The organism is Pseudoalteromonas sp. T1lg76, from assembly GCF_002964725.1.
Classification (GTDB): domain Bacteria; phylum Pseudomonadota; class Gammaproteobacteria; order Enterobacterales; family Alteromonadaceae; genus Pseudoalteromonas.
Window position 1 is genome coordinate 1 of record NZ_PQCE01000010.1, and the last position, 26,415, is coordinate 26,415.

General features: G+C 49.3%; 22 protein-coding genes. 16 read left to right on the forward strand and 6 right to left on the reverse strand.

What is annotated here, in order from left to right:
• Window positions 1–124 precede the first annotated feature (124 nt).
• The 6 genes from mpl to panP all read left to right on the forward strand — a co-directional run bounded on the left by mpl (window position 125) and on the right by panP (window position 6,318).
• On the forward strand, window positions 125–1,480 hold the full coding sequence (mpl, locus tag C2M35_RS04225; protein ID WP_105264679.1) for a UDP-N-acetylmuramate:L-alanyl-gamma-D-glutamyl-meso-diaminopimelate ligase: 1,356 nt from the start codon (window positions 125–127) through the stop codon (window positions 1,478–1,480).
• Window positions 1,477–2,100: a flavin prenyltransferase UbiX gene (locus tag C2M35_RS04230; protein ID WP_105214717.1), complete on the forward strand. Its 624-nt coding sequence runs from the start codon at window positions 1,477–1,479 to the stop codon at window positions 2,098–2,100. The genes mpl and C2M35_RS04230 overlap by 4 nt, the downstream gene beginning before the upstream one ends.
• Entirely contained in the window at window positions 2,101–3,021 is a 921-nt protein-coding gene (locus C2M35_RS04235; RefSeq protein WP_105264680.1) for an ABC transporter ATP-binding protein, read from the forward strand.
• Window positions 3,022–3,023: 2 nt separating this feature from the next.
• Window positions 3,024–3,791, forward strand: coding sequence for an ABC transporter permease (locus C2M35_RS04240; protein WP_105200178.1), 768 nt, complete (start codon window positions 3,024–3,026; stop codon window positions 3,789–3,791).
• On the forward strand, window positions 3,791–4,456 hold the full coding sequence (gene trmB / locus C2M35_RS04245) for a tRNA (guanine(46)-N(7))-methyltransferase TrmB (RefSeq protein ID WP_105264681.1): 666 nt from the start codon (window positions 3,791–3,793) through the stop codon (window positions 4,454–4,456). Before C2M35_RS04240 ends, trmB begins: the two co-directional genes overlap by 1 nt.
• Window positions 4,457–4,689: 233 nt before the next feature.
• Window positions 4,690–6,318, forward strand: coding sequence for a pyridoxal-dependent aspartate 1-decarboxylase PanP (gene panP, locus C2M35_RS04250; RefSeq protein WP_105200180.1), 1,629 nt, complete (start codon window positions 4,690–4,692; stop codon window positions 6,316–6,318).
• 357 nt (window positions 6,319–6,675) lie between these two features.
• On the opposite strand, the gene C2M35_RS04255 is transcribed toward panP, so the two are convergent.
• Genes C2M35_RS04255 through C2M35_RS04265 form a run of 3 tightly spaced genes read right to left on the reverse strand, consistent with a single transcriptional unit; the run spans window position 6,676 to window position 9,675 of the window.
• Window positions 6,676–7,617 (reverse strand): alpha/beta fold hydrolase, encoded by a 942-nt coding sequence (locus tag C2M35_RS04255; RefSeq protein ID WP_105264682.1) that lies wholly within the window; start codon window positions 7,615–7,617, stop codon window positions 6,676–6,678.
• Window positions 7,618–7,623: 6 nt separating this feature from the next.
• Complete coding sequence (locus C2M35_RS04260; RefSeq protein ID WP_105264683.1) at window positions 7,624–8,991, reverse strand: ATP-binding protein; 1,368 nt, start codon at window positions 8,989–8,991, stop codon at window positions 7,624–7,626.
• Window positions 8,992–9,675, reverse strand: coding sequence for a response regulator transcription factor (locus C2M35_RS04265; protein ID WP_105264684.1), 684 nt, complete (start codon window positions 9,673–9,675; stop codon window positions 8,992–8,994).
• A gap of 165 nt (window positions 9,676–9,840) precedes the next feature.
• On the opposite strand from C2M35_RS04265, the gene C2M35_RS04270 reads away from it, so the two are divergent.
• The 5 genes from C2M35_RS04270 to C2M35_RS04295 all read left to right on the forward strand — a co-directional run bounded on the left by C2M35_RS04270 (window position 9,841) and on the right by C2M35_RS04295 (window position 15,808).
• On the forward strand, window positions 9,841–10,293 hold the full coding sequence (locus C2M35_RS04270) for a Spy/CpxP family protein refolding chaperone (protein WP_105200184.1): 453 nt from the start codon (window positions 9,841–9,843) through the stop codon (window positions 10,291–10,293).
• A gap of 856 nt (window positions 10,294–11,149) precedes the next feature.
• Window positions 11,150–12,166, forward strand: a complete 1,017-nt coding sequence (locus tag C2M35_RS04280) for a Fe(3+) ABC transporter substrate-binding protein (protein WP_105258192.1) — start codon at window positions 11,150–11,152, stop codon at window positions 12,164–12,166.
• A 13-nt stretch (window positions 12,167–12,179) separates the two neighbouring features.
• The gene (locus tag C2M35_RS04285; protein ID WP_105264685.1) at window positions 12,180–13,811 is read left to right on the forward strand and encodes an ABC transporter permease; all 1,632 of its coding nucleotides are present in this window, start codon (window positions 12,180–12,182) and stop codon (window positions 13,809–13,811) included.
• On the forward strand, window positions 13,811–14,851 hold the full coding sequence (locus tag C2M35_RS04290) for an ABC transporter ATP-binding protein (protein ID WP_105200188.1): 1,041 nt from the start codon (window positions 13,811–13,813) through the stop codon (window positions 14,849–14,851). Before C2M35_RS04285 ends, C2M35_RS04290 begins: the two co-directional genes overlap by 1 nt.
• Window positions 14,852–14,911: 60 nt before the next feature.
• Window positions 14,912–15,808: a Dyp-type peroxidase gene (locus tag C2M35_RS04295; protein WP_105200189.1), complete on the forward strand. Its 897-nt coding sequence runs from the start codon at window positions 14,912–14,914 to the stop codon at window positions 15,806–15,808.
• 38 nt (window positions 15,809–15,846) lie between these two features.
• On the opposite strand, the gene argR is transcribed toward C2M35_RS04295, so the two are convergent.
• A complete protein-coding gene (gene argR / locus C2M35_RS04300) occupies window positions 15,847–16,314 on the reverse strand; it encodes a transcriptional regulator ArgR (RefSeq protein ID WP_105200190.1) in 468 nt (155 codons plus the stop codon).
• 493 nt (window positions 16,315–16,807) lie between these two features.
• Between argR and mdh the strand changes: the two genes are divergently transcribed.
• From mdh to lpdA, 5 genes are all read left to right on the forward strand, one after another.
• A complete protein-coding gene (mdh, locus tag C2M35_RS04305) occupies window positions 16,808–17,743 on the forward strand; it encodes a malate dehydrogenase (protein ID WP_105200191.1) in 936 nt (311 codons plus the stop codon).
• A 282-nt stretch (window positions 17,744–18,025) separates the two neighbouring features.
• Entirely contained in the window at window positions 18,026–18,775 is a 750-nt protein-coding gene (gene pdhR, locus C2M35_RS04310) for a pyruvate dehydrogenase complex transcriptional repressor PdhR (RefSeq protein WP_105200192.1), read from the forward strand.
• 88 nt (window positions 18,776–18,863) lie between these two features.
• Window positions 18,864–21,530 carry a pyruvate dehydrogenase (acetyl-transferring), homodimeric type gene (gene aceE, locus C2M35_RS04315; protein WP_105258194.1) on the forward strand — a complete coding sequence of 889 codons (2,667 nt, stop codon included), beginning with the start codon at window positions 18,864–18,866 and terminating at the stop codon, window positions 21,528–21,530.
• A gap of 10 nt (window positions 21,531–21,540) precedes the next feature.
• Window positions 21,541–23,442: a pyruvate dehydrogenase complex dihydrolipoyllysine-residue acetyltransferase gene (gene aceF, locus C2M35_RS04320; protein WP_105264686.1), complete on the forward strand. Its 1,902-nt coding sequence runs from the start codon at window positions 21,541–21,543 to the stop codon at window positions 23,440–23,442.
• 153 nt (window positions 23,443–23,595) lie between these two features.
• Window positions 23,596–25,008, forward strand: coding sequence for a dihydrolipoyl dehydrogenase (gene lpdA / locus C2M35_RS04325; protein WP_105200195.1), 1,413 nt, complete (start codon window positions 23,596–23,598; stop codon window positions 25,006–25,008).
• Between the two features lie 99 nt (window positions 25,009–25,107).
• On the opposite strand, the gene C2M35_RS04330 is transcribed toward lpdA, so the two are convergent.
• A complete protein-coding gene (locus C2M35_RS04330) occupies window positions 25,108–25,431 on the reverse strand; it encodes a hypothetical protein (RefSeq protein ID WP_158677911.1) in 324 nt (107 codons plus the stop codon).
• 412 nt (window positions 25,432–25,843) lie between these two features.
• Window positions 25,844–26,386 carry a GNAT family N-acetyltransferase gene (locus C2M35_RS04335; RefSeq protein ID WP_325034815.1) on the reverse strand — a complete coding sequence of 181 codons (543 nt, stop codon included), beginning with the start codon at window positions 26,384–26,386 and terminating at the stop codon, window positions 25,844–25,846.
• Between the last annotated feature and the right edge of the window lie 29 nt (window positions 26,387–26,415).

The following is a 26,415-nucleotide window of genomic DNA, read 5'->3' on the forward strand; positions in this document are numbered from 1 at the left end:
ATGTAGAATAACTACACCACACATGTGCCGCCTTGTATAAATACACTACAAACTGCTGCAGAAACGAACAACAAAGGTCAACAGACCCTAGCCATTGCGCGGCTTTTATTATTAGGAAGTCATTATGCACATACATATTCTCGGCATCTGCGGTACCTTTATGGGCGGTATTGCGGCGATTGCCAAGGCCTTAGGCCATCATGTGACCGGCTCGGATCAAAACGTTTACCCGCCGATGAGCACTCAGCTTGAAGAGTTAGGCATTGAATTGGTGCAGGGCTATGATCCCGCTCAGCTAGAGCCAGCCCCCGACGTAGTGGTCATTGGTAATGCCATGAGTCGCGGCAATCCCTGTGTTGAATATGTATTGGAAAAAGGCCTGCGTTATACCTCGGGTCCTGAATGGCTAAAAGAGCATATCCTGCGTGATAGCTGGGTGTTAGCGGTCGCCGGTACCCATGGTAAAACCACCACTGCCAGTATGCTGGCCTGGGTGCTGGAATACGCCGGACTCAAGCCGGGCTTTTTAATTGGCGGTGTAGTGCAGAATTTCGGTATCTCGGCGCGCGTGGGTGAAACCCCGTTTTTCGTTATCGAGGCCGATGAATATGACACGGCATTTTTCGACAAGCGCAGTAAGTTTGTCCATTACCTGCCAAGAACGCTGATCCTGAATAACCTGGAATTTGACCATGCGGATATTTTTGCCGACCTAAGCGCCATTCAAACCCAGTTTCACCACCTACTGCGAACTCTGCCAGGCTCGGGCAAGGCGATTTACCCCAGCGATGATCAGGCGCTGGTCGAGGTGATCAACAAGGGCTTTTGGAGTGAACAAGAAGTCTTAGGCGCCGCGCAATGGGATTATCAGCTACTTAAGGCCGATGGCAGTGAATTCACCGTATTGTTTGCCGGTGAGCCGCAAGGCGTGGTGCGTTGGCAGGCCATTGGCGAGCACAATGTTAAGAATGCCCTGATGACCATAGCCGCCGCCCGCCATGTGGGGATTCCGGTGGCAAGCAGCATAGCCGCGCTGGCGGAATTTATCTCGCCTAAGCGCCGTATGGAGCACAAGGGTGAGGTAGTTGGCGTCAATGTTTATGACGACTTTGCCCATCACCCCACGGCCATTGCCACCACCTTGGCGGGTCTGCGTGCCAAGGTCGGCGATGAGCGCATTATTGCGGTGCTAGAGCCGCGCTCAAACACCATGAAGATGGGGGTGCATCAGGACACCCTGCTGGACTCCCTTGCAGGCGCCGATGAAGTATTTTTATTCGAGCCCCCCGAGCTTGGCTGGTCGCTGCAAGAGCGCGCCGAGCAGGCCGGTGCCCGTTGTTTAGCGGATATTGATGCCTTGGTGGCAGAGATAGTGGCCGCGGCCGAAACTGGGAGTCATATACTGGTTATGAGTAACGGTGGCTTTGGCGGCATTCATCAAAAGCTGCTCCATGCCTTAGCACAAAAGGAAACATCATGAGCACATTTAAAGAGCCCATTACCCTGGCCTTTAGCGGCGCCTCCGGAGCCCCTTACGGTTTGCGTTTATTACAGGTGTTGATAGAGCAAGGCCACCAGGTATTTGTGTTGATCTCCAGCGCCGCCCGGGTGGTGTTTGATACCGAATCCGGCATTAAGCTGTCCGGCCATGAGGATAAGGCAACGGAGCAACTCAGTGCCTTGGTTAATGCTGCCGATGGCCAACTTAAGGTCTTTGGTAAGGATAACTGGTTCAGCCCGGTAGCATCAGGCTCAGCCGCGCCGAAAAAAATGGTGGTGTGTCCCTGCAGTGCCGGTACCGTGTCGGCCATTGCCCTAGGCGCCTCGGACAACCTGATGGAGCGTGCCGCCGATGTGGTGATCAAAGAGCGTGGCCAACTGATCTTGGTACCCAGAGAAACCCCTTTTAGTGAAATTCACCTGGAAAATATGCTGAAACTGGCGCGCATGGGCGTCACCATAATGCCGGCGGCTCCGGGCTTTTATCATCAACCTGAGTCGATAGCCGATCTGGTCGACTTTATGGTGGCCCGTATTCTCGATCATCTGGGCATAGAGCAGAGACTTACCTCGCGTTGGGGTTATGGAGAACAAAAATAAATGACCATTGCATTGAATATTCAAGGGTTAAAAAAGACCTATAAAAACGGCGTTGAAGCCGTCAAAGGCATAGATTTAAAAGTACAGCAGGGGGATTTCTTTGCCCTGTTAGGCCCCAATGGCGCCGGTAAGTCCACCACCATAGGGGTGATCTCATCGCTGGTGAACAAAACTGAGGGCAAGGTTGAAGTTTTCGGCCATGATATAGATACCGACCTGGAAGCGGCTAAATCCGAGCTGGGTTTAGTGCCGCAAGAGTTTAACTTTAGCCAGTTTGAAACCCTGCAGCAGATTTTAGTTAACCAGGCCGGTTATTATGGCGTGCCTCGCGCCGAAGCCCATAAGCGTGCCGACAAGTACCTGGCACAGCTTGGTTTGTTAGATAAAAAAGACAAGGCCGCTCGTACGCTTTCTGGTGGTATGAAACGCCGCCTGATGATCGCCCGCGCCCTGATGCATGAGCCCAAGCTGTTGATCCTTGATGAGCCAACCGCGGGTGTTGATATCGAATTACGCCGCTCCATGTGGGATTTCTTACGTGAAATCAACAAGCAAGGGGTGACTATTATTCTTACCACCCACTACTTGGAAGAAGCCGAGCTGCTCTGTAAAAACATCGCCATTATCGACCATGGCATCATAGTTGAGCACACCACCATCAAGGCGCTGCTGGCTAAGCTGGATAAAGAAACCTTTGTGCTTGATTTAAAACAGCCGGTGCAGCCGATAAGCCTGGAGGGCTACCAATTTGCCCTGACCGACGACCACACCCTGGAGGTGGAAGTCGCCAAGTCACAGGGCCTTAATGGCGTATTTAGCGCCTTAAGTGAGCAGGGCAATACTGTGTTGAGCATGCGTAACAAGGCCAACCGTTTAGAAGAGTTGTTCGTCGGCTTGTTAAATCAAGGGCGAGGGGAGTGATCATGTTGAAGTATGGCGTTGCGCTAAAAAGTATTTGGATCAAAGAATGTATTCGCTTTTTGCGAATTTGGGTGCAAACCCTGGTGCCCCCGGCGATCACCATGACCCTGTATTTCGTGATTTTCGGTAGCCTGATCGGCTCTCGTATCGGCGAAATGGGTGGCTTTAGCTATATGGAATTTATCGTCCCGGGTCTGATCATGATGTCGGTGATCACTAACTCCTACTCCAATGTGGCTTCAAGTTTCTATTCCACCAAGTTTCAAAAGAGTATAGAAGAGCTGCTGGTGGCGCCGGTGCCCAATTACATTATTGTGCTGGGTTATATGGGCGGTGGCATGGCCCGTGGCATGCTGGTGGGCTTAATCGTGACCCTGGTATCACTGTTTTTTGTGGATATTCAAATTCATAATATCTTTGTGATTGTCGCCACGGTGATTTTAACTTCGGCGGTGTTTGCCCTCGGCGGTTTAATTAATGCCGTGTATGCCAACAGCTTCGACGATATCAGCATTATCCCTACCTTTGTGCTAACGCCACTGACTTACCTGGGCGGCGTGTTTTATTCCATCACGCTACTGCCTGAGTTTTGGCAAGGGGTATCGCAAATTAACCCCATCATCTACATGGTTAATGCTTTCCGCTTTGGCTTTTTAGGTGTGTCCGATGTGAATATCTGGTTCTCATTCGCCGTCTTGCTGGCGTTTATTACTGTGTTATTTACCTTAGCATTAACATTAATTCGTAAGGGTGTGGGGTTACGTCACTGATGAGCGAAGCAAATTCAAGAGCCATAGTCTCTAACCAGCCAAGCCTGCATGAAAAACTTGATGAAGTGGTGAACAAACACCTGAGTGCGGAGTTTAAAAAGCCCATTGCCGCGCATACTCAAGCGGCCTTTGATGAGGTTAATGCCAGGGTGCAGGCTTTTAATGGCCCTATTATTCTTGATTCCTGTTGTGGCGTCGGGGAGAGTACAGCTAACTTGGCTAAGCTGCACCCAGACGCGCTAGTGATAGGCATAGATAAGTCGGCGCACCGTTTAGATAAGCATGATGTGCAGTATCGCCAGGATGAAGATGCCCAGTATATGCTGGTGCAGGCGGATCTGAACGACTTTTGGCGCTTGGCCGTGCAGGCCAACTGGCAGCCAACGCACCATTATTTGCTCTATCCCAACCCTTGGCCCAAGGCCAAGCACTTGCAGCGACGCTGGCATGGCGCCGCGGTATTCCCAAGCATAGTGCAGCTTGGCGGCAAGCTTGAACTGCGCAGCAACTGGGATATTTATGTGCGTGAGTTTGCCCGTGCTCTGCAACTGGCGGGACACCCAACTCAGGTCAGTGAGTATGCCAGTGACACAGCCATTACCCCGTTCGAGCGTAAGTATTGGGTCAGTGGCCAGCAAAGCTATCGCTTAGTGGTTGATCTGTAAGCGTATCTGGTTGGGCACAAGGACGGACTCCGAACTTGTGCCCATCACTGAAACTTATGTTGAGAATGTCGTAAAAAATTCATGCAACATTCTTAAAATTGACCAAAGCTGCAAGACTTTTTTAGGTGATTGCTATAAAGTGAGCGCAAGTAAATCGACCGCTTGAAGCGATCCGTCATCGCCTTATATCGGTATAGTGAACCGGTATCCAAGCCAACCCAATTAGGTATGTCATGAGTGATAAGCGTTTTGCCGTAGCATCAGAGCACAGCTTGATGCGCGTCTTTACGGTGCCAGAGGCACCGGACTCAACGCTCAGCAAAATAGAAGCCGAGATCTCCAGTAACCTGGCCGGTTTCCTGAATGAGAACATCGCTGCGGTGGAAAAACCGCTGCATGAAATTGAGCGCGATTTTGAATCGGCGCAGATCCCAGAAGAGCCTATGTTTGTCAGCGCTCACGCGCAGGACATCATGGATAAGCTGGTGGCGCACTCGGTACACACCGCAGCTCCAAGCTTTATCGGCCATATGACCTCGGCCCTGCCTCACTTTGTGTTGCCACTGTCTAAGCTGATGGTGGGTTTAAACCAGAACCTGGTAAAAATTGAGACCTCTAAGGCTTTTACGCCTTTGGAGCGCCAGGTTATCGGCATGCTCCATCATATGGCTTATGACCGTAAGCAGGGTTTTTATGATAAATGGATGCACAGTGCCAAGACATCCTTAGGCGCTTTTTGCTCCGGCGGTACAGTGGCTAATATTACGGCGCTGTGGATCGCCCGTAACCGCTTACTCAAGCCCGAAGGTGATTTTAAAGGCATAGGCGCTCAAGGCCTTATTGCGGCCATGTTCCACTATGGCTACAAGGGCCTGGCGGTACTGGTGTCGGAGCGCGGTCACTATTCACTGGGTAAGTCGGCAGACTTGCTTGGCATAGGTCGCGACCACTTTATATCCATTCCTACCGATAAAGACAATAAGGTGGATGTGGAGGCCATGCGCAAAGAAGCGCAGGCGCTGCAGGCGCAAGGTATTAAGGTGATGGCCATTGTCGGTGTAGCCGGGACTACGGAAACCGGGAATATCGACCCTCTTAATGAGATGGCGGATTTGGCGGCGGAAATCGACTGCCATTTCCATGTCGATGCAGCTTGGGGTGGCGCGACCCTGTTGTCGCAAAATGCCCGTCATTTGTTGGCCGGTATCGAGCGTGCCGACTCCATCACTATAGATGCCCATAAACAAATGTATGTGCCCATGGGCGCGGGTATCGTGCTGTTTAAAGATCCCACGGCCACCGATGCCATCGAACACCACGCCGAATATATTCTGCGTAAGGGCTCAAAAGACTTAGGCAGCCATACCCTGGAAGGCAGCCGTCCGGGCATGGCCATGCTGGTGCATGCCTGCTTGCGTATTATTGGCCGTAAAGGCTATGAAATGCTGATCGACAAGAGCTTGGACAAGGCCCGTTACTTTGCCGACTTGATCAAGGCGGAGCCGGACTTTGAACTGATCTCCGAGCCTGAGCTGTGTTTGCTGACCTATCGCTATGTGCCCGAGGCCATCAAGGCGCGCTTAAAAACCGCCGATGAGCAAACCAAGCTGGATATTTACGCTGCCCTTAACCGCTTTACCGCCAGTATGCAGAAGCGCCAGCGTGAAGCCGGACGTTCATTCGTGTCGCGAACCCGATTAACGCCGCCAGAATATGGCTATCAGCCGACCGTAGTGTTCCGTGTGGTCTTGGCTAACCCTCTTACTTCAAAGGAAATATTGCAAAATATCCTGGCTGAGCAGCGGGAGTTGGCCTTGTCCGATCCCATGTATAAGAAATACCTAGCGAAATACTTAACCTGAGGTTTGGGTAAGGGATGAGCTAACTTATTGTTTTTTAAAGTTCACTATAATACCAATTCTGTTAAGTATGTGATCAGATATAGCGCTGGATAAATGATGTGATAACAAGGCGGAATTTTTCCTATGTAGTTATTCTACATATAAAAATTCCAACACCGTTAGCACGATATTTAGCCCGCTAGAATGATTAGCTATTTAAGTGAATTGGTATAAATATACCCCCTTGTCTAGCCAGAGAGTTTTAGGGATAACCAGGCGAATTTACGCACTAATAGCTGGCTATTGGTAGTGAACTCAACGCCGTTAGCGCCAAAACAGGCTGCTAGAAAGGCATTAGCTATCCGAAGCTCAGGTTACTTATAATTGCTCGCAGAAGTTGAGCAAATCGCGCAGCAGGGCTTTTCGTATGGAGTCCTGCTCGCATAAAAGTTCATGCCGAGCGCCAGCGTAGGTTTTTAACGCGGCCTGCTGCTGGGCATGGACAAAGTCCTGATAGGGCGAGGTATCCACCACGCTATCTTGTTGCGCTGCGGCAATAAACAAGGGCACAGGGCACAGACTCTTCCTTAGTTTTGCTATCGCCTTAAAGGCCGCATTCAACCATTTATAGGTCACGCCACCTAGCTGTAATTCCGGGCTTTGCTGATACAAGGCACGAAAACGCCGGTAACGCTCCTCACTATGGGTTAATTCATTTTCGCTAAAGGGCACCGCCGCATAGGGGCCGTGTCCGGGCACATAACCTTCGCCCTTAGTAAAGGTGCAGACCGAGCTGGCCCACAACTTGGCGAGCCAGGGCGCCGTTGAGCCCGTGTTTATCTGCAACATGGGGGCACTTAAAAAGAGTCCGGCAAACTGTTCAGGATGAGTGCATGCATAATCCAGAGCGATGGCGCCGCCCATGGAGTGACCGAGTAAGACCTTTTTGCCCGGCCATTGGGGATTGACGACCTGGGTAATAAACTCATGCAGATCCGATTTATAGTCCTCGAAATCGCCGACATAGCCCTTATGGGTATCGGTAAGATGGCGGTAGGAGCGCCCCTGGCCCTGATGATCGACTATAAACACGGCGATATTGTTACGCGCCAGCTCCCACAGCAATTCCTGATATTTTTGCGCCGCTTCGATGCGCCCCGAGCTGATCACCAAGGCGTAATCGGCGCGATAGGGCAGATGATAGGCGTAAAACAACTTACCATGCTTGGTATCCAAAAAGCCTGAGGTCATATCCTGATGCCAAAAATGGGCAATGGCATCATGGTTTTTATGGAGCAGGGCTTCGCTGGAATAAAACATTCAGTATTAAGTCGTAGGTAGCTTGATGGTGGCTACTAAACCACCTTGAGGATGATTTTGCAATACCAGCTCCCCCTGATGGGCGGCGATGGCCTTGGCGGCAATGGCCAAACCTAGCCCGGTGCCGCCGCTGTGGCGAGTGCGGGCTGTGTCGACGCGATAGAAGGGCTCGGTAATATGAGCCAGTTCCTGCTCGGCAACGCCCGGGCCGTCGTCGCGAATGCTCAGTTGCCATTGTTGCTGCTCATGCTTGAGCGTCACGTCGATATGGCTATTGGCATATTTGATGGCGTTGCGCAGCAGGTTTTCGCAGGCGCTTGCCAAGAGCATGGCATCGACATTCAGCAGCGGTTGCTCTGGCAATTGGGGTAAGCTGATGGTTTTGTTGTGTGATTTGGCCTCAAACTCGGCATCGGTAAACACAGGGGCAAACAGTTGCGCTGGAGAAATGGCTTGGGTTTGCAGGCTTTGCTGGCGGTTCTCCAGACGTGATAGCGTCAGTATGCGCTCTATCATCAGGTCCAAGAGTTGCGCTTCTTTTTCTATACGTTGCAGCTGTGCCAAGGTGTCTTTATCGGCCTTGTCCTGAGCTATGGCACAGGCCAGTGATAAGCGCGTGAGCGGTGAGCGCAGCTCGTGAGAGATATCACCAAGCAAGGTCCTTTGGGTATTGACCAGGGTTTCCAGACGCTGCGCCATGGCGTTGAATTCACGGGCGAGAATGCCTATTTCATCGTTTCGCTGTGCGGCTTGAGTCACACGGCTGTCGAGTTGACCCTCGGCAATGGCCCGGGCACTAGAGCGCAGGGAATTAAGCGGGCCTATCAGGGTGCGGGTAAAGAGAAAACTCAACAATAAGGAGGCTCCTACGGCAACCGCTACCTTTAGCCAATGGGGCAGGAGTTTGAGACGCACAAACCAGGGTAGGGTGCGACCTGGGCGCAGCTCATACAGTTGGTACTGGCCATCTGGCAAATTGATCAGCAAGGGCCCGAGGGCGTGGAAATGCTCATTAAAAATCATCTGTGGCATCATATCCTGGCGAAAATTCAGCAGGCCTAAATCCACCTCATCAGCGGCGTTAAAGTTACTGTAGGCCAGGTCTTTTTCCGGTGAATACAGATATAGCTTACGTTTTTTCATGCGTCCTTGGTTGATCACTGCCTCTGCCGTGTGCTGATGCTTTTTAGCCGAGCGCTCCAGAGCATGACCCAAACGCTTAAAGTAATGGGCATCGCTGCCCTGCAAGGGTTCATAACTGAGATCGCTGAAGCTAACTGAGCTCAGTGCCGCCATGAGTATTATGGTGGCCGCGAAGGTGAGCCAGAACCACAGGAAAATTTTTACATAGAGCTTGTTAAGAGGCTTGAACACTTAGGCGTCTCCGATCAGTACATAGCCGGCACCGCGAACGGTGCGAATGCGCTCGTTTTCTATGTGTTCGGCTATTTTTTTGCGCAGGTTGCTGACATGCATATCTATGGAGCGATCGTAGGGCGCCAAACGCCGGCCTAACACCTGCTCGCTGATCTGCTCCTTGCTGATCACTGCGCCGGGCTCTTGTAACAATAGATGTAAGATTGCAAATTCGGTACCTGTCAGTGTCAGGGCTTGCCCTTGCGCGCTGGCGCTGCGACTTTGCATACAGATATTCAGGTTGGCAAATTCCAACTCTTGGCGCGGCTGGCTGTTGTTTATATGTTCTATGCGCCGGGTGATCGCCTTGATCCTTGCTATCAGTTCGCGATGATTAAAGGGTTTGGGAATATAGTCGTCGGCACCAAGCTCAAGGCCGAAGATGCGATCAAAATCATCGCCCTTGGCGGTTAGCATGATCACTGGTACCAAGGAATTGGCGCGCAGTTGCTTAAGTACCTCAAAGCCGTCGAGCTTAGGCAGCATTACATCAAGCAGGATCAGGTCATGTCTGTTTTCCATGGCCACTACCAGACCTTGCTCACCATCGTGGGCACATTCCACTTCAAAGCCTTGGGAGTGTATATATTCACTGAGCATGGAGGCCAGTTCAATGTCGTCGTCTATTAATAAAACCTTCATCGCCTATCTCAAAAACACGGGAACTAGTTTCATCTTAACTGATAGCAAGTTTCCAGTGCGACACCTTTACACAACCTTTACGTGCTCCTGACACTGCTTTGCGTTGCGCTTGCTAGAGTAAATAACACACCCAGTTCACAACCAAGGACAACTTAGGAGTCCGTTATGAAATTAAATAAATTACTTACAGCCGCCGTTATTTCTATCGGCTTAGCATCAAGCGTTGCCATGGCAGGCCAGGGCGGTCATCATAAGCAGGGTGAGCGCGGCATGCTAAGCGAGCACATGATTGAGCAATTACAGCTTAGCGAGCAACAGCAAACGCAAATCAAAGCCATTATGGATGCCAATAAACAACTTAAGCCGCAACGAGGCTCGCGTCACGAGGGCTACAAGGCTTTGCAAGCGCTAACTAATACCAGCGAAAGTTTTGATGAGCAGGCGGCCCGAGAAATCATTCAGGCCCAGCAAAGTAAACAGATGGAGCGCAAGATTGCTCATCTGAAAAGCAAGCATCAGGTATGGAATCTTCTTACCGAAGAGCAGCAACAAAAGTTTGCACAAATGAAGGAAAAGCGTAAAAAACGTCACGCCGAGAAACGGGATGCCAATAAATAAGCTGGTTTGATTTGAGCTACGCAGTAATAAAAGGGGGAAATTTCTCCCTTTTTCTTTGTGTGTTTATAAGGAGATGAACGCTGCCGGGAATACAGTGTGAGCATCAGTTAAACACCAGGGATAAATTTTATTGCAGATAAAAAAGACGCGACCATATAGGTCGCGCTGACGGAATTTTCCAGCATCCTGCCGGCATTGAAGCAAGTTCAATTCCCTGTAATCACTGGGTGATTAAGCTGCAACATGGCTGCTGCAGTGTCGTCCCTGTCCCCTTTTTCCTGTGACAACCTGTCGTACGGTTTAGTGCATCGCATGTAGTTAGCATTTTGAATAACTAAGCCGCTTTGGTTCTCTCCCCCACATCCTGTGTTGCCCGCTCCCTGCTGGCGTTCCTTAGGCGAACCAATGCCCGTATCCCCTCGCACATCCTGTGCCTGAGCATCCTGCTCTTTTTCCTTGTCCTAGATTACAGTCCTTCGTGTTCTGCATCCTGCAGCTGTCCTTCCTGGCAGTCCCTGCTAAGTTTTCCTAACTTTGCCGCTTGTACGCCCTCACAAGCAATGAAGATAGTATAAGGGAATGTTTCTTCCCTGGTCAGCCAGGTAAACTCATAATAAAAGCTGTAAAACCCGCGTAATAAACTATGTTTTCCTTAATAAATAATGAGTTACGCAATGTTTTGTTTAAATTTTTAGCACTGATTGCGGCAATCGCCATGTGACTTGTAAGATATATCTCACAAGGTGGGGGGCCAACTGGGAAATTATTGGGGTTACCAGCGGTTTAGCACTGTACTTTTTCGTCTTAAACAGTATGATGCTTTTGAGAATTATTTTTATTTAACTAGGAGCTCTTGGTGAAGAAAGCACTTGGATTTGCATTGGCATCGGTTGTTTCAGTTTTGTCTGCAGCGCCAGCATTAGCCTCAGAAACCGTTAATATTTACTCATTTCGCCAGCCCTTCTTAATTGAACCTATTTTAGAAAAATTCACCGAGCAAACCGGTATCGAAACCAAGGTGGTGTTTGCCAAAAAAGGTCTTATCGAGCGTTTAAAGCGTGAAGGCAAGCATACGCAGGCTGATTTGGTGCTAACCTCAAACTTCAGTGCGCTAATGCAGCTAGAAGACATGGCACTGACGCAAACCATCAGCAGCGAGCAGATCGATGCCAATATTCCTGCCGGCTTTCGCGACCCTGATGGTCAGTGGGTGGCACTGACCAAGCGCGTTCGTAATGTTTATTCGTCAAAAGACAGAGTCGGCAAGCTAGATAGCCTGAGTTACGAAGACCTGGCCACGGATGCGTATGCCAACAAGGTTTGTATGCGTCCGGGCAAGCACCCTTATAACCTGGGTTTGGTGGCATCCATGATAGCTCACCATGGTGAAGCCGAGACGAAAAAGTGGCTCGAAGGCCTAAAAGCCAACCTGGCGCGTAAGCCGCAAGGGAATGACCGCGCTCAAGTGAGAGCGGTGAAAGAGGGCCTGTGTGATGTGGCCATAGGCAACAGCTATTACTTCGGCAAAATGATGCAGGATGAGCAGCAAAAGGCCTGGGCGGATGCCGTGTATATCAACTTCCCTAACCAGCAAGACCGTGGCGCGCATGTGAACGTCTCTGGTGTGGTACTGACCAAGCACTCGAAAAACAAGGAAAATGCCTTGAAACTGATCGAGTTTATGACCGACAATACGGCACAAAATATGTATGCCTCCGTCAATATGGAATATCCGGTGAAGCCGGGTGTGCCCTTGTCTGAGTTGGTTGCGTCCTGGGGTGAGTTTAAAGAAGATACGCTGCCGCTGGGGGAAATTAGCAAGCACCGTAGCGCCGCGTTACGACTCCTTGACGAGGTTAAATTCGACCTTTAACTGATTAGTTTCAATGCAGTTTAAATTTTCGCTGTCCTGGTGGCAGCTGATTGCGTGGACGACAGGCTTAGGCCTGTCGTTGCCGTTAGGCTTCCTGATTTTTGAATCCTTGCAAAGTGATCCTCTGGTGTTTGCGCATTTGTGGGAAACCGTGCTGTGGGATTATATCGGCAACACCATCTTGTTGATCCTTGGCGTGGCCTTGTTGAGCTGCGTGATAGCGCTGCCGCTGGGATGGTTGGTGGCCTATTGTGATTTCCCCGGTAAAAAGCTTTTTTCCTGGGCCTTGATGTTGCCCCTGGCCATGCCCTCCTACCTGATTGCCTACGTGTATACAGATTTGTTCGACTATGCGGGGCCAGTGCAAATTGCGCTGCGCGATGCCTTTGGTTGGCAATCTCCCGACGACTATTGGTTTTTCGATATCCGTACCCTAGGCGGTGCCATAGTTATGCTGGCCCTGGTGTTATATCCCTATTTGTTTTTAATTTTTAAAACGGCGCTTAAGGAGCAGTCACATAAGCTGGTGCAGGCCGCGGAGATCATGGGGAATACGCCGGTGCAAAGCTTTTTTAAGATCAGTCTGCCTTTGAGCCAGGGCGCCATTGCCGCGGCGGTAGCGTTGATCAGCATGGAAGCCATGGCCGACTTTGCCACCGTAAGTTACTTTGCCGTCAGCACTTTAACAACCGCCGTTTATGATACTTGGTTTGGTTACTACTCCTTGACCGCGGCGGCGAAAATTTCCGGAATCATGCTGCTAATTCTGTTTGTGGCGATTTTTATTGAGCGCTATTCCCGTCGTAATCAGGCTGTGTTTGAGCGACAAACTCAGTTCAGTGATGAGTCTCTCTATCCGCTCACCGGTGGCAAGGCATTCGCCGCCAGCGCTTTTGCCAGCCTAGTATTATTGGTTGCCTTTGTGGTGCCGGTCTGGGTGCTCGGGGGTTATGCCATCGATTACTTCGAGCAGGCCTGGAACAGCGAGTTTTTCCTTTATGCCTGGCAAAGCCTGAAGATTTCCGCTCTGGTGAGTGTTCTGGCTATTACCCTGAGTATCTTGGTGGTTTACTTTCAGCGCTTAACGCCTTCGCCTGCCAGCCTTTGGCCTGGGCGTCTGGCCAGCACAGGCTATGCCTTACCGGGTACGGTACTGGCCATCGCCGTGTTGTTGCCGCTGACGACTCTGGAAGAGAGCATCAATCTGTGGCTTGAGCCCTACGATAAGGCTCCTGGGCTGTTCTTAAGCGGCACCCTGTTTGCGATTGTGTTTGCCTATGTGGTGCGCTTTTACGCCATTGCCCACGGCAGCATAGAATCGAGTTTTAGCCGTATTAGCCCGAGTTTAGATATGGCCAGCCAGTCCATGGGGCGCAATGCGAGGCAAACCCTGACCAGTGTACATATTCCTATTCTTAAGCGGGGCATTTTAACCGCGGGATTATTGGTCTTTATCGAATGTATGAAAGAGCTACCAGCGGCCTTGCTGCTGCGGCCTTTTAATTTCGAAACCCTGGCCACCCATGTGTTCCAATATGTCAGCGACGAACAGCTTGAGCTGGCCTCGGTGGCGGCCTTGTTTATCGTCCTTGTGGGTCTTATTCCGCTTTATTTTATTAACCGCTCTATGGAGCAAAAACACTGATGACGGCACAGCTTCATTTAGACAATATCAGCTTTAACTATGGCGAGCGTGCCGTGGTGGATAACCTGAGCCTGCATTTGGGCGATAACGAAATTCTTTGCCTGTTAGGAGCCAGTGGCTGCGGCAAAACCACCACTCTTAAGGCCATCGCCGGTTTGCTGCGCCCGCATCAAGGGGTTATCCGTCTCGGCGAGACCATTTTATGCGACGATAATCGCTTTGTGGCGCCTCAGCATCGTAATATGGGCATGATGTTTCAGGACTATGCCCTATTTCCACACTTAAATGTGGCCCAGAATATCGCCTTTGGTTTAAAGGCCATGACCCGGGCCAACAAGGTGCAGCGGGTTAAGGAAATGCTGGCGCTGGTGCATCTCGAAGACTGTGCCAACCGCTACCCGCATCAGTTATCCGGTGGCCAGCAGCAGCGAGTCGCCATCGCCCGAGCCTTAGCCTATAAGCCTAGCCTCTTGTTGTTGGATGAGCCTTTTTCCAATATTGACCATCAGGTGCGCTTTCAGCTGATCGCCGATATTCGTCGCATTATTAAAGACCAGCAGGTGTCGGCGATTTTCGTGACTCACTCCAAGGAAGAGGCCTTTGCCTTTGCCGATACCCTAGCTGTGATGCACCAAGGGCAAATTGCTCAACAGGGCACACCGCAGCAGCTTTTTCATCACCCGCGCTCGAAAGTGGTGGCCGAGTTTCTTGGCTCAGGTTTATATCTGGATGCGCAAAAACAGGATGACTATCACTTTGAAACCCAGTTTGGCGTGGTTCAATCGCACCAAGCGGTGGCGGGCAATGAGCTTACCGGGCAGTTATACGTGCGCCCGCACGACTTGCAACTGATACGCGATGACAAGGGGCCTGTAACCGTTGTGTCTAAGCGTTTTGTCGGCACCGAGTATGTTTATCGGGTGCAGGTGTTAGGGCAAGAGATTGAAATACCAGTAAAACAACCTGAACAAGAGTTTTTGCCGGGACAAAGGCTATCTATTACAATTAGTTCACATGCGGTGAATTTTTTCACCGCCTAAAACAGCCCCAGCCCGCAGCGCAGGCGGGCACAATCCAAGAATAAAAACATAGGAAATTAGATGGCCAAAGCGCAATCCGGCGTGTGCGCGCAAGCTAACTTACATGGCTTGCATCTGTTTTTTAATGTCCTTGATGGTCAGGATGAAGCACTCAAGGGCAAACTTGCTCAGCTCCTCGATGTGCAGACGGAGTTTGACGAGCGCTTCTCTGAGGCCATGGTGGCCAGCTTTGTTGCCATCGGCGCTCAGTATTGGCCGCTATTACACCCCCAACGTACACCATCAACACTCACGAGTTTTCCTCGTATCAGTCATAGCGATCATAGCGTCGGTGTGCAGCCATTCGATTTATTTGTGCAAATACGCTCGGACCGTGAAGACGTAAATCACCTTTTTGGTCAGCGGGTTTTGCAATTATTGGCAGGAAAGGTGGAGCTGGTCGAGGAAATCAGCTGTTTCCGCTTTCTCGATGGTCGCGATTTTAACGGCTTTGTTTATGCTCCGGATACCCCTTTCGGGCGCCAGAAAATGCTTACCGCTTTAGTCAGTGACGAAGAGTATTTTGCGCATGGCAGCTATATCCATGTGCAGCGCTTTACCCATAACCTCACGTCCTGGCAGGCACTAAGTCAGGAAGATCAGGAGCTGGTAATGGGACGCACGCGTCTTGACAGTGAACTGTTGATGCCGCTTAACGCCAACAGTCATGCGGTGTGCACCGAGTTAAAAGATGAAAAGGGCCAGCCGTTGTTATTACATCAGGGTATGCCCTTTGCGAGTATGAATAAACAAGGTCTGCTGTCGGTGACCTGCGCCGCCAGTGGTAATGCCTTTGCGCAAATGCTTAATAGCCAGCTGGGTAATTATCTGCATTATGATGCCTGGCTCGACTTCACCCAGGCGGATATGGGCGCGGCTTTCTTTGCTCCCTCGGTGGAATTACTGAAAAGTTTATAAGTAATTGAACAAAGAAAAAGAGGCGAGCGCCTCTTTTTTTATACGTTATCGAATAGTTTGCGTACCCGATCTAAGGTGACATCGATTTCAGACACCTTGGCGGGAGCAATAAAGATGGTATCGTCACCGGCTATGGTACCCAGTACGCCATCGGCCTTGCCCAAGGAGTCGAGCAGGCGGGCAATCAATTGCGCCGCACCCGGGCTGGTGTTGATGATGATCATCATTTCATTGTGAACTATATCGATCACCAATTGGCGCAGTGGGGACTTAGCGGTTGGTACGGCGAGTTCGGCCGGCAAACAGTACACCATTTCCTGTTTGGCATTACGGGTTCGCACCGCGCCGAATTTACTAAGCATGCGCGAAACCTTGCTTTGACTGATGTTGTCAAAACCTTGTTCTTTAAGGGCGTCGACAATCTCACCTTGTGAACCAAAGTTTTCTTCTTTAAGAATTGCCTTAAAGGCTTTTACTAAAGCTTCCTGTTTTTCTTGCGCTTGCATAATGTCATTCTTCTTTGCAAATTGTTGTCAATATTCTACCTAAGAAGTCAGTGTATTTCATCTTAGTAGGGTCTGTTGACCTTTGCTGTTTGTTTCTTCAGCAGTTTGTAGTGTATTTATACAAGGCGGCACATGTGTGGTGTAGTTATTCTACATGAACATGTAACAACACAGTAGAAATGCGCTACAAGCGCTGCCCTAAGGGTTCATCTAAACGCATCCTGCTCTGTGTTACTCGCTATGTACATAGAATGACTATGCACCATAACGAGCGTCGTGACCAGAATGCGTTTAGATTGAACATAAAGTAAACCTCAAAGATAAACAGACCCTAGAATCTTTACAGTTAAGTTTACGACTATGGTCGAGATTATCCTCAAAATAACGCGGATTAATTTGTCTTTATCGCCTATTTTCATTATCTTTAGGCCATCTTTAGGTCTGATGACCCTAATCTCACATAACCTAGTCTCGTTATTTACGGAGAATTAAAATGAAAGTTGCCGTTTTAGGTGCTGCCGGTGGTATCGGTCAAGCGCTATCTTTACTACTAAAAAATAGCCTTCCTGCTGGTTCTGAACTGTCTCTATACGACGTAGCGCCTGTTGTTCCTGGTGTTGCCGTAGACCTATCACACATCCCAACTGCAGTAGCAGTAAAAGGTTTCGGTAAAGACGACCTTGATGCAGCACTAAGCGGTTGTGACGTTGTTTTGATCCCAGCGGGTATGCCACGTAAGCCGGGCATGGATCGTGCTGACCTATTCAACGTAAACGCGAGCATCATCCAGACTCTTGCTGAAGGCATAGTTAAAAACTGTCCTAAAGCCATGGTGGGTGTTATCACTAACCCGGTAAACGGCACTGTGCCAATCGTTGCTGAAGTATTCAAAAAAGCGGGTACTTATGACCCAGCTCGCGTATTCGGTGTAACAACGCTTGATGTTATCCGTGCCGAGACTTTCGTTGCCGAGCTTAAAGGTCTAGACGTTAGCCAGGTTAAAGTTCCTGTGATCGGTGGTCACTCGGGCACAACGATTCTTCCTCTTCTTTCACAAGTGGAAGGCGCTACTTTCTCTGACGAGGAAATCGCAGCACTTACTACACGTATTCAAAACGCGGGTACTGAAGTTGTTGAAGCTAAAGCCGGTGGCGGTAGCGCAACACTTTCAATGGGTGCAGCGGCAGCACGTTTCTGCCTATCACTAGTGAAAGGCCTACAGGGTGAAGACGTGATCGAATACGCTTACGTTGAAGGTAATGGTGAAGACGCACAATTCTTCGCACAGCCAGTACGTCTTGGTAAGAACGGTGTTGAAGAGCTTCTTTCTTACGGCGAGCTAAGCGCGTTTGAGCAAAAAGCAAAAGACGACATGCTTGCAACTCTGAACAAAGACATCCAAGAAGGTGTCGACTTCATGAATAAATAAGCTAACGCCTTTGGGCAGTTAGTCGCATCCCTTGAGTATTACTCGCGGATGCATAAGCCTCTACAGATTGTTGTAGGGGCTTTTTTTATGCCTTTTTACATACAATTAACTGGTTTGACCATTTGTTACCGAGCGAAAATTACTTTCACTTTTGTCCATATCTTACATACTGAAGTGAATAAAAATGGCGGTGTATAGCGGCAATTTTGACAGCCTGAGGGGAATCTGATACCTTATCCGCACTTTTTGGTATGACCAATTTACCCGAAGCTAAAGATAACCATGTCATTAAAAGTCAAAGCAGCGAAACTTTCGGATGTGATCCTAGCGCAACTTGAGAACATGATTCTCGAGGGCTCGTTAGCACCGGGTGAAAAATTACCGCCGGAGCGTGAGCTTGCCAAACAGTTTGAAGTCTCTCGTCCGTCGCTGCGCGAAGCAATTCAAAAACTCGAAGCCAAAGGCTTAGTCACTCGTCGTCAAGGCGGTGGCACCTTTGTGAAAAACCAGTTGGAGGAAGGGTTAAGCGATCCGCTTTTCGAGCTGATCAGCAAGCACCCGGAATCACAATTTGATTTACTTGAGTTTCGTCATGCCCTTGAAGGAATTGCGGCGTACTATGCAGCTTTGCGTGGTACCCAAACTGATTTTGACAAGGTTAAAGAAAGCTTTGAAAAAATCGCTCAGGTAAGCGATGACCTGGCGGCGAAGGCCAAAGCCATAAATGCCTTTCATTTTTGCATCGCCGAAGCGTCACACAATGTAGTTTTGCTGCATTTGGTGCGCGGTATGCAGGCCTTGCTGGAGCAAAATGTCCTGCAAAACCTGCAGGTACTGATGAAGAAAACCGAGGTGTCACAGCAACTTGCTGAGCACCGTCAAGTGTTGATGGGAGCCGTTATTGAAGGGCACCCAGAGCAGGCACGTTTAGCCAGTAATGCCCACTTAGCCTTTATCGAAGAGGCATTATTGGAAGCAACCAAGGAGCACTCACGTATCGAGCGCTCATTGCGACGTACCCGCACACAATAAAATTCGCTTTAAGCCCCTGTGGAGCCTTGCTCGCACGGGGGCTTTTTAGCATTTTAAATTCGTATTTTAAACATAAGGAAAACTCCATATGTCTGAAGTCAATAAAGTTGACGTAGACGCATTAGAAACCCAAGAGTGGTTACAAGCCCTTGAGTCTGTAGTGCGTGAAGAGGGTGTTGAGCGAGCGCAATTCATTCTTGAGCAAGTGCTAGAGCAAGCGCGTTTAGACGGTGTTGATATGCCAACCGGCACCACCACTAACTACGTTAATACCATCCCTGCAGATCAAGAACCTGCATACCCGGGTGATGTAAATATCGAGCGCCGTATCCGCTCTATCATCCGTTGGAATGCGATCATGATTGTTCTGCGTGCGTCTAAGAAGGAACTTGACTTAGGTGGACACATGGCGTCTTTCCAGTCGTCAGCAGCCTTCTACGAAGTATGCTTTAACCACTTCTTCCGTGCTCCAAACGAGCAAGACGGCGGTGACCTGGTTTATTACCAAGGCCACATTTCACCGGGTATTTATGCCCGTGCTTTTGTTGAAGGTCGTTTGACTGCAGATCAGCTTGATAACTTCCGTCAGGAAGTGGATGGCAAGGGTCTTCCTTCCTACCCGCACCCGAAATTAATGCCAGAGTTCTGGCAGTTCCCAACGGTATCTATGGGTCTGGGTCCAATTGCTTCAATCTATCAAGCGCGTTTCCTAAAATACCTAGATGGTCGTGGTCTTAAAGACACATCTAACCAGCGCGTTTATGCCTTCCTGGGTGACGGTGAGATGGATGAGCCAGAATCACGTGGTGCGATTTCATTCGCCGCTCGTGAAGGTCTGGATAACCTATGCTACCTAATTAACTGTAACCTGCAGCGTCTGGATGGTCCTGTAATGGGTAACGGTAAGATCATTCAAGAGCTTGAAGGTCTGTTCAAAGGTGCCGGCTGGAATGTGATCAAGGTTGTATGGGGCAGTGGCTGGGATAAGCTTCTTGCTAAAGATACAACAGGTAAGCTATTACAGCTTATGAACGAAACGCTTGATGGTGACTACCAAACCTATAAAGCGAAAGATGGCGCCTACGTACGTGAGCACTTCTTCGGTCGTTACCCAGAAACTGCAGCCCTTGTTGCCGATATGACTGACGAAGAGATCTTCGCGCTTAAGCGTGGTGGTCATGAGCCTTCGAAACTATTCGCAGCATTCAAATCAGCACAAGAAACCAAAGGTCGTCCAACTGTAATCCTTGCAAAAACCGTTAAAGGTTATGGCATGGGTGATGCTGCTGAAGGTAAGAACATCGCGCACCAGGTTAAGAAAATGGACATGACCCACGTAGCGCACCTACGTAGCCGTCTTGGTCTAGATGACTTGGTATCTGAAGATGATTTAGCAAATCTTCCGTACCTGACTCTGGAAGAAGGTTCGAAAGAGTACGAATACCTGCACGCCCGTCGTAATGCCCTACATGGTTACACACCGCAGCGTCTTCCTAACTTCAGCGAAGAGCTGGCATTACCTCAGTTAGACGCATTCAAGCCACTGCTTGAAGAGCAAAAGCGTGAAGTTTCAACGACTATGTCTTTCGTACGTACCTTAAACGTACTTCTTAAAGACAAGGGCATTGGTAAAAACATAGTGCCTATTATTGCCGATGAAGCCCGTACTTTCGGTATGGAAGGTCTGTTCCGTCAAATCGGTATTTATAACCCGCGCGGCCAGAACTACAGTCCAGAAGACCGTGACATCGTTTCTTACTATAAAGAAGACCAAGGTGGTCAGGTACTGCAAGAAGGTATCAACGAGCTAGGTGCAATGTCTTCATGGGTTGCTGCGGCAACATCATACAGCACCAACGATCTACCTATGATCCCGTTCTACATCTACTACTCAATGTTTGGTTTCCAACGTGTAGGTGACATGGCGTGGATGGCCGGTGACCAACAAGCACGTGGCTTCCTTCTAGGTGCAACGGCTGGTCGTACAACGCTTAATGGTGAAGGTCTGCAGCACGAAGATGGTCACAGCCATATTCTTGCAAACACAGTGCCTAACTGTATTTCTTACGACCCAACGTTTGGCTACGAAGTTGCTGTAATTATCGAAGACGGTATCCGTCGCATGTACGGTGAGAACCAAGAGAACGTCTTCTACTACCTGACTCTGATGAACGAGAACTATCATCAGCCGGCAATGCCAGAAGGCGCCGAAGAAGGTATTCGTAAGGGTATCTACAAGCTAGAAAGTTACGCTGGCAGCAAAGGCCAGGTACAGCTTCTAAGCTCAGGTACTATCATGAATGAAGTACGCAAAGCAGCGCAGATACTTAGCGATGACTACGGCATTGCCTCTGACGTATTCTCGGTAACCTCATTCAATGAGATCACCCGTGATGCTCAAGACGCAGACCGTTACAACATGCTACACCCAGAAGCAGAGGCAAAAGTGCCTTATGTAACTTCTGTACTAGGTGATGCACCTGCGATTGCTGCGACTGATTACATGAAGAACTATGCAGAGCAAATTCGTGCCTTTATCCCAGCTGAGTCTTACCGCGTACTAGGTACCGACGGTTACGGTCGTTCGGATAGCCGTGAAAACCTACGTCGTCACTTCGAAGTGAACGCAGGTTACGTGGTAGTTGCCGCACTGACTGAGCTGGCTAAACGTGGTGATGTTGAGAAGTCTGTAATTGCCGAAGCAATTAAGAAATTCAACATCGACGCAGACAAGATTAACCCGCTGTACGCTTAAGAGGTTAGCAATGACTATTGAAATTAAAGTTCCAGATATCGGCGGTGATGAGGTTGAAGTTACTGAGATTCTTGTTGCCGTTGGCGACAAGGTTGAAGTTGAGCAATCGCTTATTACCGTAGAAGGCGACAAGGCCTCTATGGAAGTACCTGCAAGCGAAGCGGGTGTGGTTAAAGAGATTAAAATCGCTGAAGGCGACACGGTTTCAACCGGCACCTTGATCATGATTTTCGAAGGTGAGTCGGCGGTAGCCGAAGCTGCGCCTGCGCAAGAAAGTGCACCTGCCGCCCCAGCGGCGAGCGCGGCTGCAAGCGAAAGCGTTGACATCAAGGTACCTGATATCGGTGACGATGAAGTTGAAGTTACTGAAATCATGGTCAGTGTCGGCGACATGGTAGAAGAAGAGCAATCAATCCTAAGCGTTGAAGGCGACAAGGCTTCTATGGAAGTACCCGCACCACAAGCCGGTGTGGTTAAAGAAATTAAAGTCAACGTAGGCGATAAGGTGAAAACTGGCTCGCTAGTGTTTGTCTTTGAAACTGCCGGCTCAGCACCTGCTGCAGCGCCAGCCGCTCCAGCTCAGGCACCAGCACAAACTGGTGGCGTTGAAATCAAAGAAGTCGTTGTGCCAGATATCGGCGGTGACGAAGTTGAAGTGACCGAAGTTATGGTCAGCGCTGGTGACAGCGTCTCAGAAGAGCAATCAATTCTGAGCGTTGAAGGCGACAAGGCCTCTATGGAAGTGCCTGCTCCTTTCGCCGGTATTGTCAAAGAAGTAAAAGTGAATGTGGGCGACAAGGTGAGCACTGGCTCTCTTATCTTCACCTTCGAAGTGCAAGGCTCAGTGCCAGCAGCTGCAAGTGCGGCTGCAAGTGCGGCTGCACCTGCTGCTTCAGCAACGCCTGCCGCTGCACCAGCTGCCGCTCCTGCTCAAAAAGCAGGTGGTCCGGCGCCAGCGAAGCGTGAAGACTTCGTTGAGAACAGTGACTATGCGCACGCATCGCCTGTGGTTCGCCGTTTAGCGCGTGAGTTTGGTATCAACCTTGCCAAAGTGAAAGGTACTGGCCGTAAGAACCGCGTTGTTAAAGAAGACGTGCAGAACTATGTGAAAGAGTTAGTGAAGCAGGTTGAGTCTGGCAATGCCGGTAAAGGTGGTAATGGTGCGGGTGTAGATCTGATCCCATGGCCAAAAGTGGACTTCAGCAAGTTCGGCGATGTGGAAGAGAAGAAACTTTCACGTATCCAGAAACTATCTGGTGCCAACCTGCACCGTAACTGGGTTCATATCCCTCACGTAACTCAATACGATGAAGCGGATATCACCAGCTTGGAAGCTTTCCGTAAGGAGCAAAATGCCCTTGCCGAGAAGAAAAAGCTAGGCGTGAAGATCACTCCACTTGTGTTCGTAATGAAGGCAGCGGCGAAAGCGTTGGAAGAGTTCCCAACCTTTAACTCATCGCTTTCAGAAGACGGTGAAAGCCTGATCCTGAAGAAATACGTGCACATAGGTATCGCTGTAGATACACCAAACGGTTTGGTTGTACCGGTAGTGCGTGATGTAAACAAAAAAGGCATCATCGAACTATCACGTGAGCTGATGGAAATTTCTGCCAAAGCGCGCGATGGCAAGCTGACCTCTGCAGATATGCAGGGCGGCTGTTTCACCATCTCCAGCCTAGGTGGCATCGGCGGTACGGCATTTACGCCAATCGTCAATGCGCCAGAAGTGGCGATCTTGGGTGTGTCTAAGTCTGACTTCAAACCTAAGTGGAATGGTAAAGAGTTTGAGCCGCGCCTCATGGTGCCGCTAAGCTGCTCATACGACCACCGTGTAATTGACGGTGCCCTGGCAGCACGCTTTACTGTGACCCTGGCAAATTACCTAAGCGATATTCGCAACCTGGTAATGTAAGCTAAATAGATAGAACTTTAATCCCAGTAAACGGTTTTTACTGGGATTTTTTTACTTTGCAATGATACAATCTTTGCACAATTTTTGTGAGTAATGGCGGGTAAATGAAATTATTCGTTATTGCTTCCCGTTCGGACAAAATAAGGTAATAGCATGAGCAACGAAATCAAAACTCAAGTCGTTGTACTAGGCGGTGGTCCTGGTGGTTATTCTGCAGCTTTCCGTGCCGCAGACTTAGGTTTAGAAGTCACTCTAGTTGAGTCACGCAGCACCCTTGGTGGCGTGTGCTTGAACGTAGGTTGTATTCCATCTAAAGCACTACTTCACGTTGCTAAAGTTATTGATGACGCAAGCGAAATGGCGTCTCACGGTGTTTCTTTCGGCAAGCCTGAAATCGACCTAGACAAGATCCGTGGTTGGAAAGAGTCTGTAATCGGCCAGCTAACTGGCGGCCTAGACGGCATGGCGAAAATGCGTAAAGTGAAGGTAGTTAACGGCTACGGTAAATTCACTGGCAGCAACACCCTTGACGTTGATGGCACTACTATCACTTTCGACAATGCTATTATCGCTGCGGGCTCTCAGCCTGTTAACCTACCTTTCATCCCTGAAGATGATCGCGTAATCGATTCAACCGGTGCCCTTGAGCTTAAAGACGTTCCTGAGAAACTACTTGTACTAGGTGGTGGTATCATCGGTCTTGAGATGGGTACTGTTTACCGTGCACTGGGTTCACAAATCGACGTTGTTGAATTTGCTGATCAACTAGTACCAGCGGCTGATAAAGACGTTATCAAGATCTACACGCGCTATGTAAAAGACAAGTTCAACGTCATGCTTTCTACTAAGGTAGTTGCTGTTGAAGCGAAAGACGATGGTCTTTACGTATCGTTCGAAGGTAAGAATGCACCTGCTGAGCCAGTACGTTACGACAAAGTACTAGTTGCTGTTGGTCGTACACCTAACGGTAAACTTATCGACGCTGAGAAAGCGGGTGTTAACGTAGACGAGCGCGGCTTCATCAACACCGACAAGCAAATGAAGACCAATGTTGGTCACATCTATGCAATCGGTGACGTTGTAGGTCAGCCTATGCTTGCGCACAAAGCGGTTCACGAAGGTCACGTTGCTGCCGAGGTTATCTCTGGTCAGAAGCACTTCTTCGATCCTAAGTGTATTCCTTCAATCGCTTACACAGATCCAGAAATCGCTTGGGTAGGTGTAACTGAGAAAGAAGCGAAAGAGCAAGGCCTTAACATTGAAACTGCGGTATTCCCGTGGGCAGCATCTGGTCGTGCTATCGCTTCTGCACGTACCGAAGGTCAAACTAAGCTTATCTTCGATAAGGACAATGGCCGTATCATCGGTGGTGCCATGGTTGGTATCAACGCCGGTGAAATGCTGGGTGAAATCGGCCTAGCGGTTGAGATGGGTGCAGACGGTGAAGACCTGGCGCTAACTATCCATGCTCACCCGACTCTTAACGAGTCTATCGGTCTAGCTGCAGAAATCTTTGAAGGTTCAATCACTGACCTACCAAACAAAAAAGCAGTTAAGAAGAAGTAAGCGCTTTTTCTAAGCTCTTTTGCTAAGTAATAAAAAACCCGGCCTAAGCCGGGTTTTTTGTTTTTATGCTTCGCTATGATTGCGAATTAAACTGCTAGTTCACATGCTCGGCCCTGGCCAACTGCCTTTTTGGCAGAGATAAACCAGTTGCTGACATGCTTGAACAAAATCACGGCCGTTACGCTCTGCAAGCATGGCATTCGTGAGTTGTTCACGCGAGAGTTTTGGCGTTACTTCTTGCAGCGCTTCAAAGGTGTCTAACACCCTTTCCGCTAGCCCTTTTCGGTACTGCTCGATGTGAGCGAGCCATACCGGCATATATTCGTGTCGTACCTTGGCGCCATCTAGTGCACCAATTGGCTGATGCCCCTGACCTTCTATTAAGGTGCAGCTCAGTGCCATAAAGCTATTTATTTTATCCATCTGCTCACCATACCTGTGTAATACCAGTTCACTTAAATAGCTAATCATTCCAGCGGGCTAAATATCATGTTCACTGTGTTGGAATTTTCCCATGTAGAATGCTACATAAGAAAAATTCCGCCTTGTGAACATAGCATTTATCCAGCGCTATCTCTGATCACATACTCAACAGAATTGGTATCAGCTCTCAAACTAGAGATTACAAAATATAGCCGTATTTTTGACAGCCTGACATTACATCTGATTACAAAGTGAACAGTTTGTGTTTTTTAACCTGGGTCAGAGCAGGGCTCAAAGCCGCAGTTATTTGGCTATGGTTTTGATATTTTTCGGCTTTCGCTTAATAAATTAGCGCGGGATAAGGCTAAAAGAAAATGTGTATTTTTTTCGTAACTATTTTTGTCAGTGGCACTTAACGTGCCGCCATTTCATAGTAGACCACGTCCCAGTCGCCCATGGGATCCTGATGGGTATAGCTGCGAATATACTCCATGCCCAGTTTTTTCATAATGGCTATTGAGCCTAGGTTATCTTGCTCGGCAATGGCGCAAAAGTGGCTTATATCACCTTGTTTACGCAATGCCTGTACCACGGCCGCCGCGGCTTCACTAGCATAGCCCTTGCCCCAGCTGATCTGTTTAAAGCGCCAGCCGAGTTCTAGGTTAAGCCACTGGGGCTGCTCGCTAAAAAATTGGTAGGGGCGTACCAAAACCCAGCCCAAAAAGCGCTGCTCGGTTTTTTCTGTGACCTGCCAAAGACCCCAGCCTTTTTCCGGGTTCAGGTATTTGGCCAGGCGCGGCAGGGCGATCTCATCTATGTCTTTGCGGGTGCTGGGTTTACCACCATTAATGTATTTCATCACCGCCGGATCTTGGTCGAGCTCGAAGAACAGGTCGCCATCGTCAAGCGTCATAAGACGGTAGCTGAGGCGTTCGCTGTCGGGGATAGTGATCATGTTATTTACTCCGTGTTTGCTCTACAATA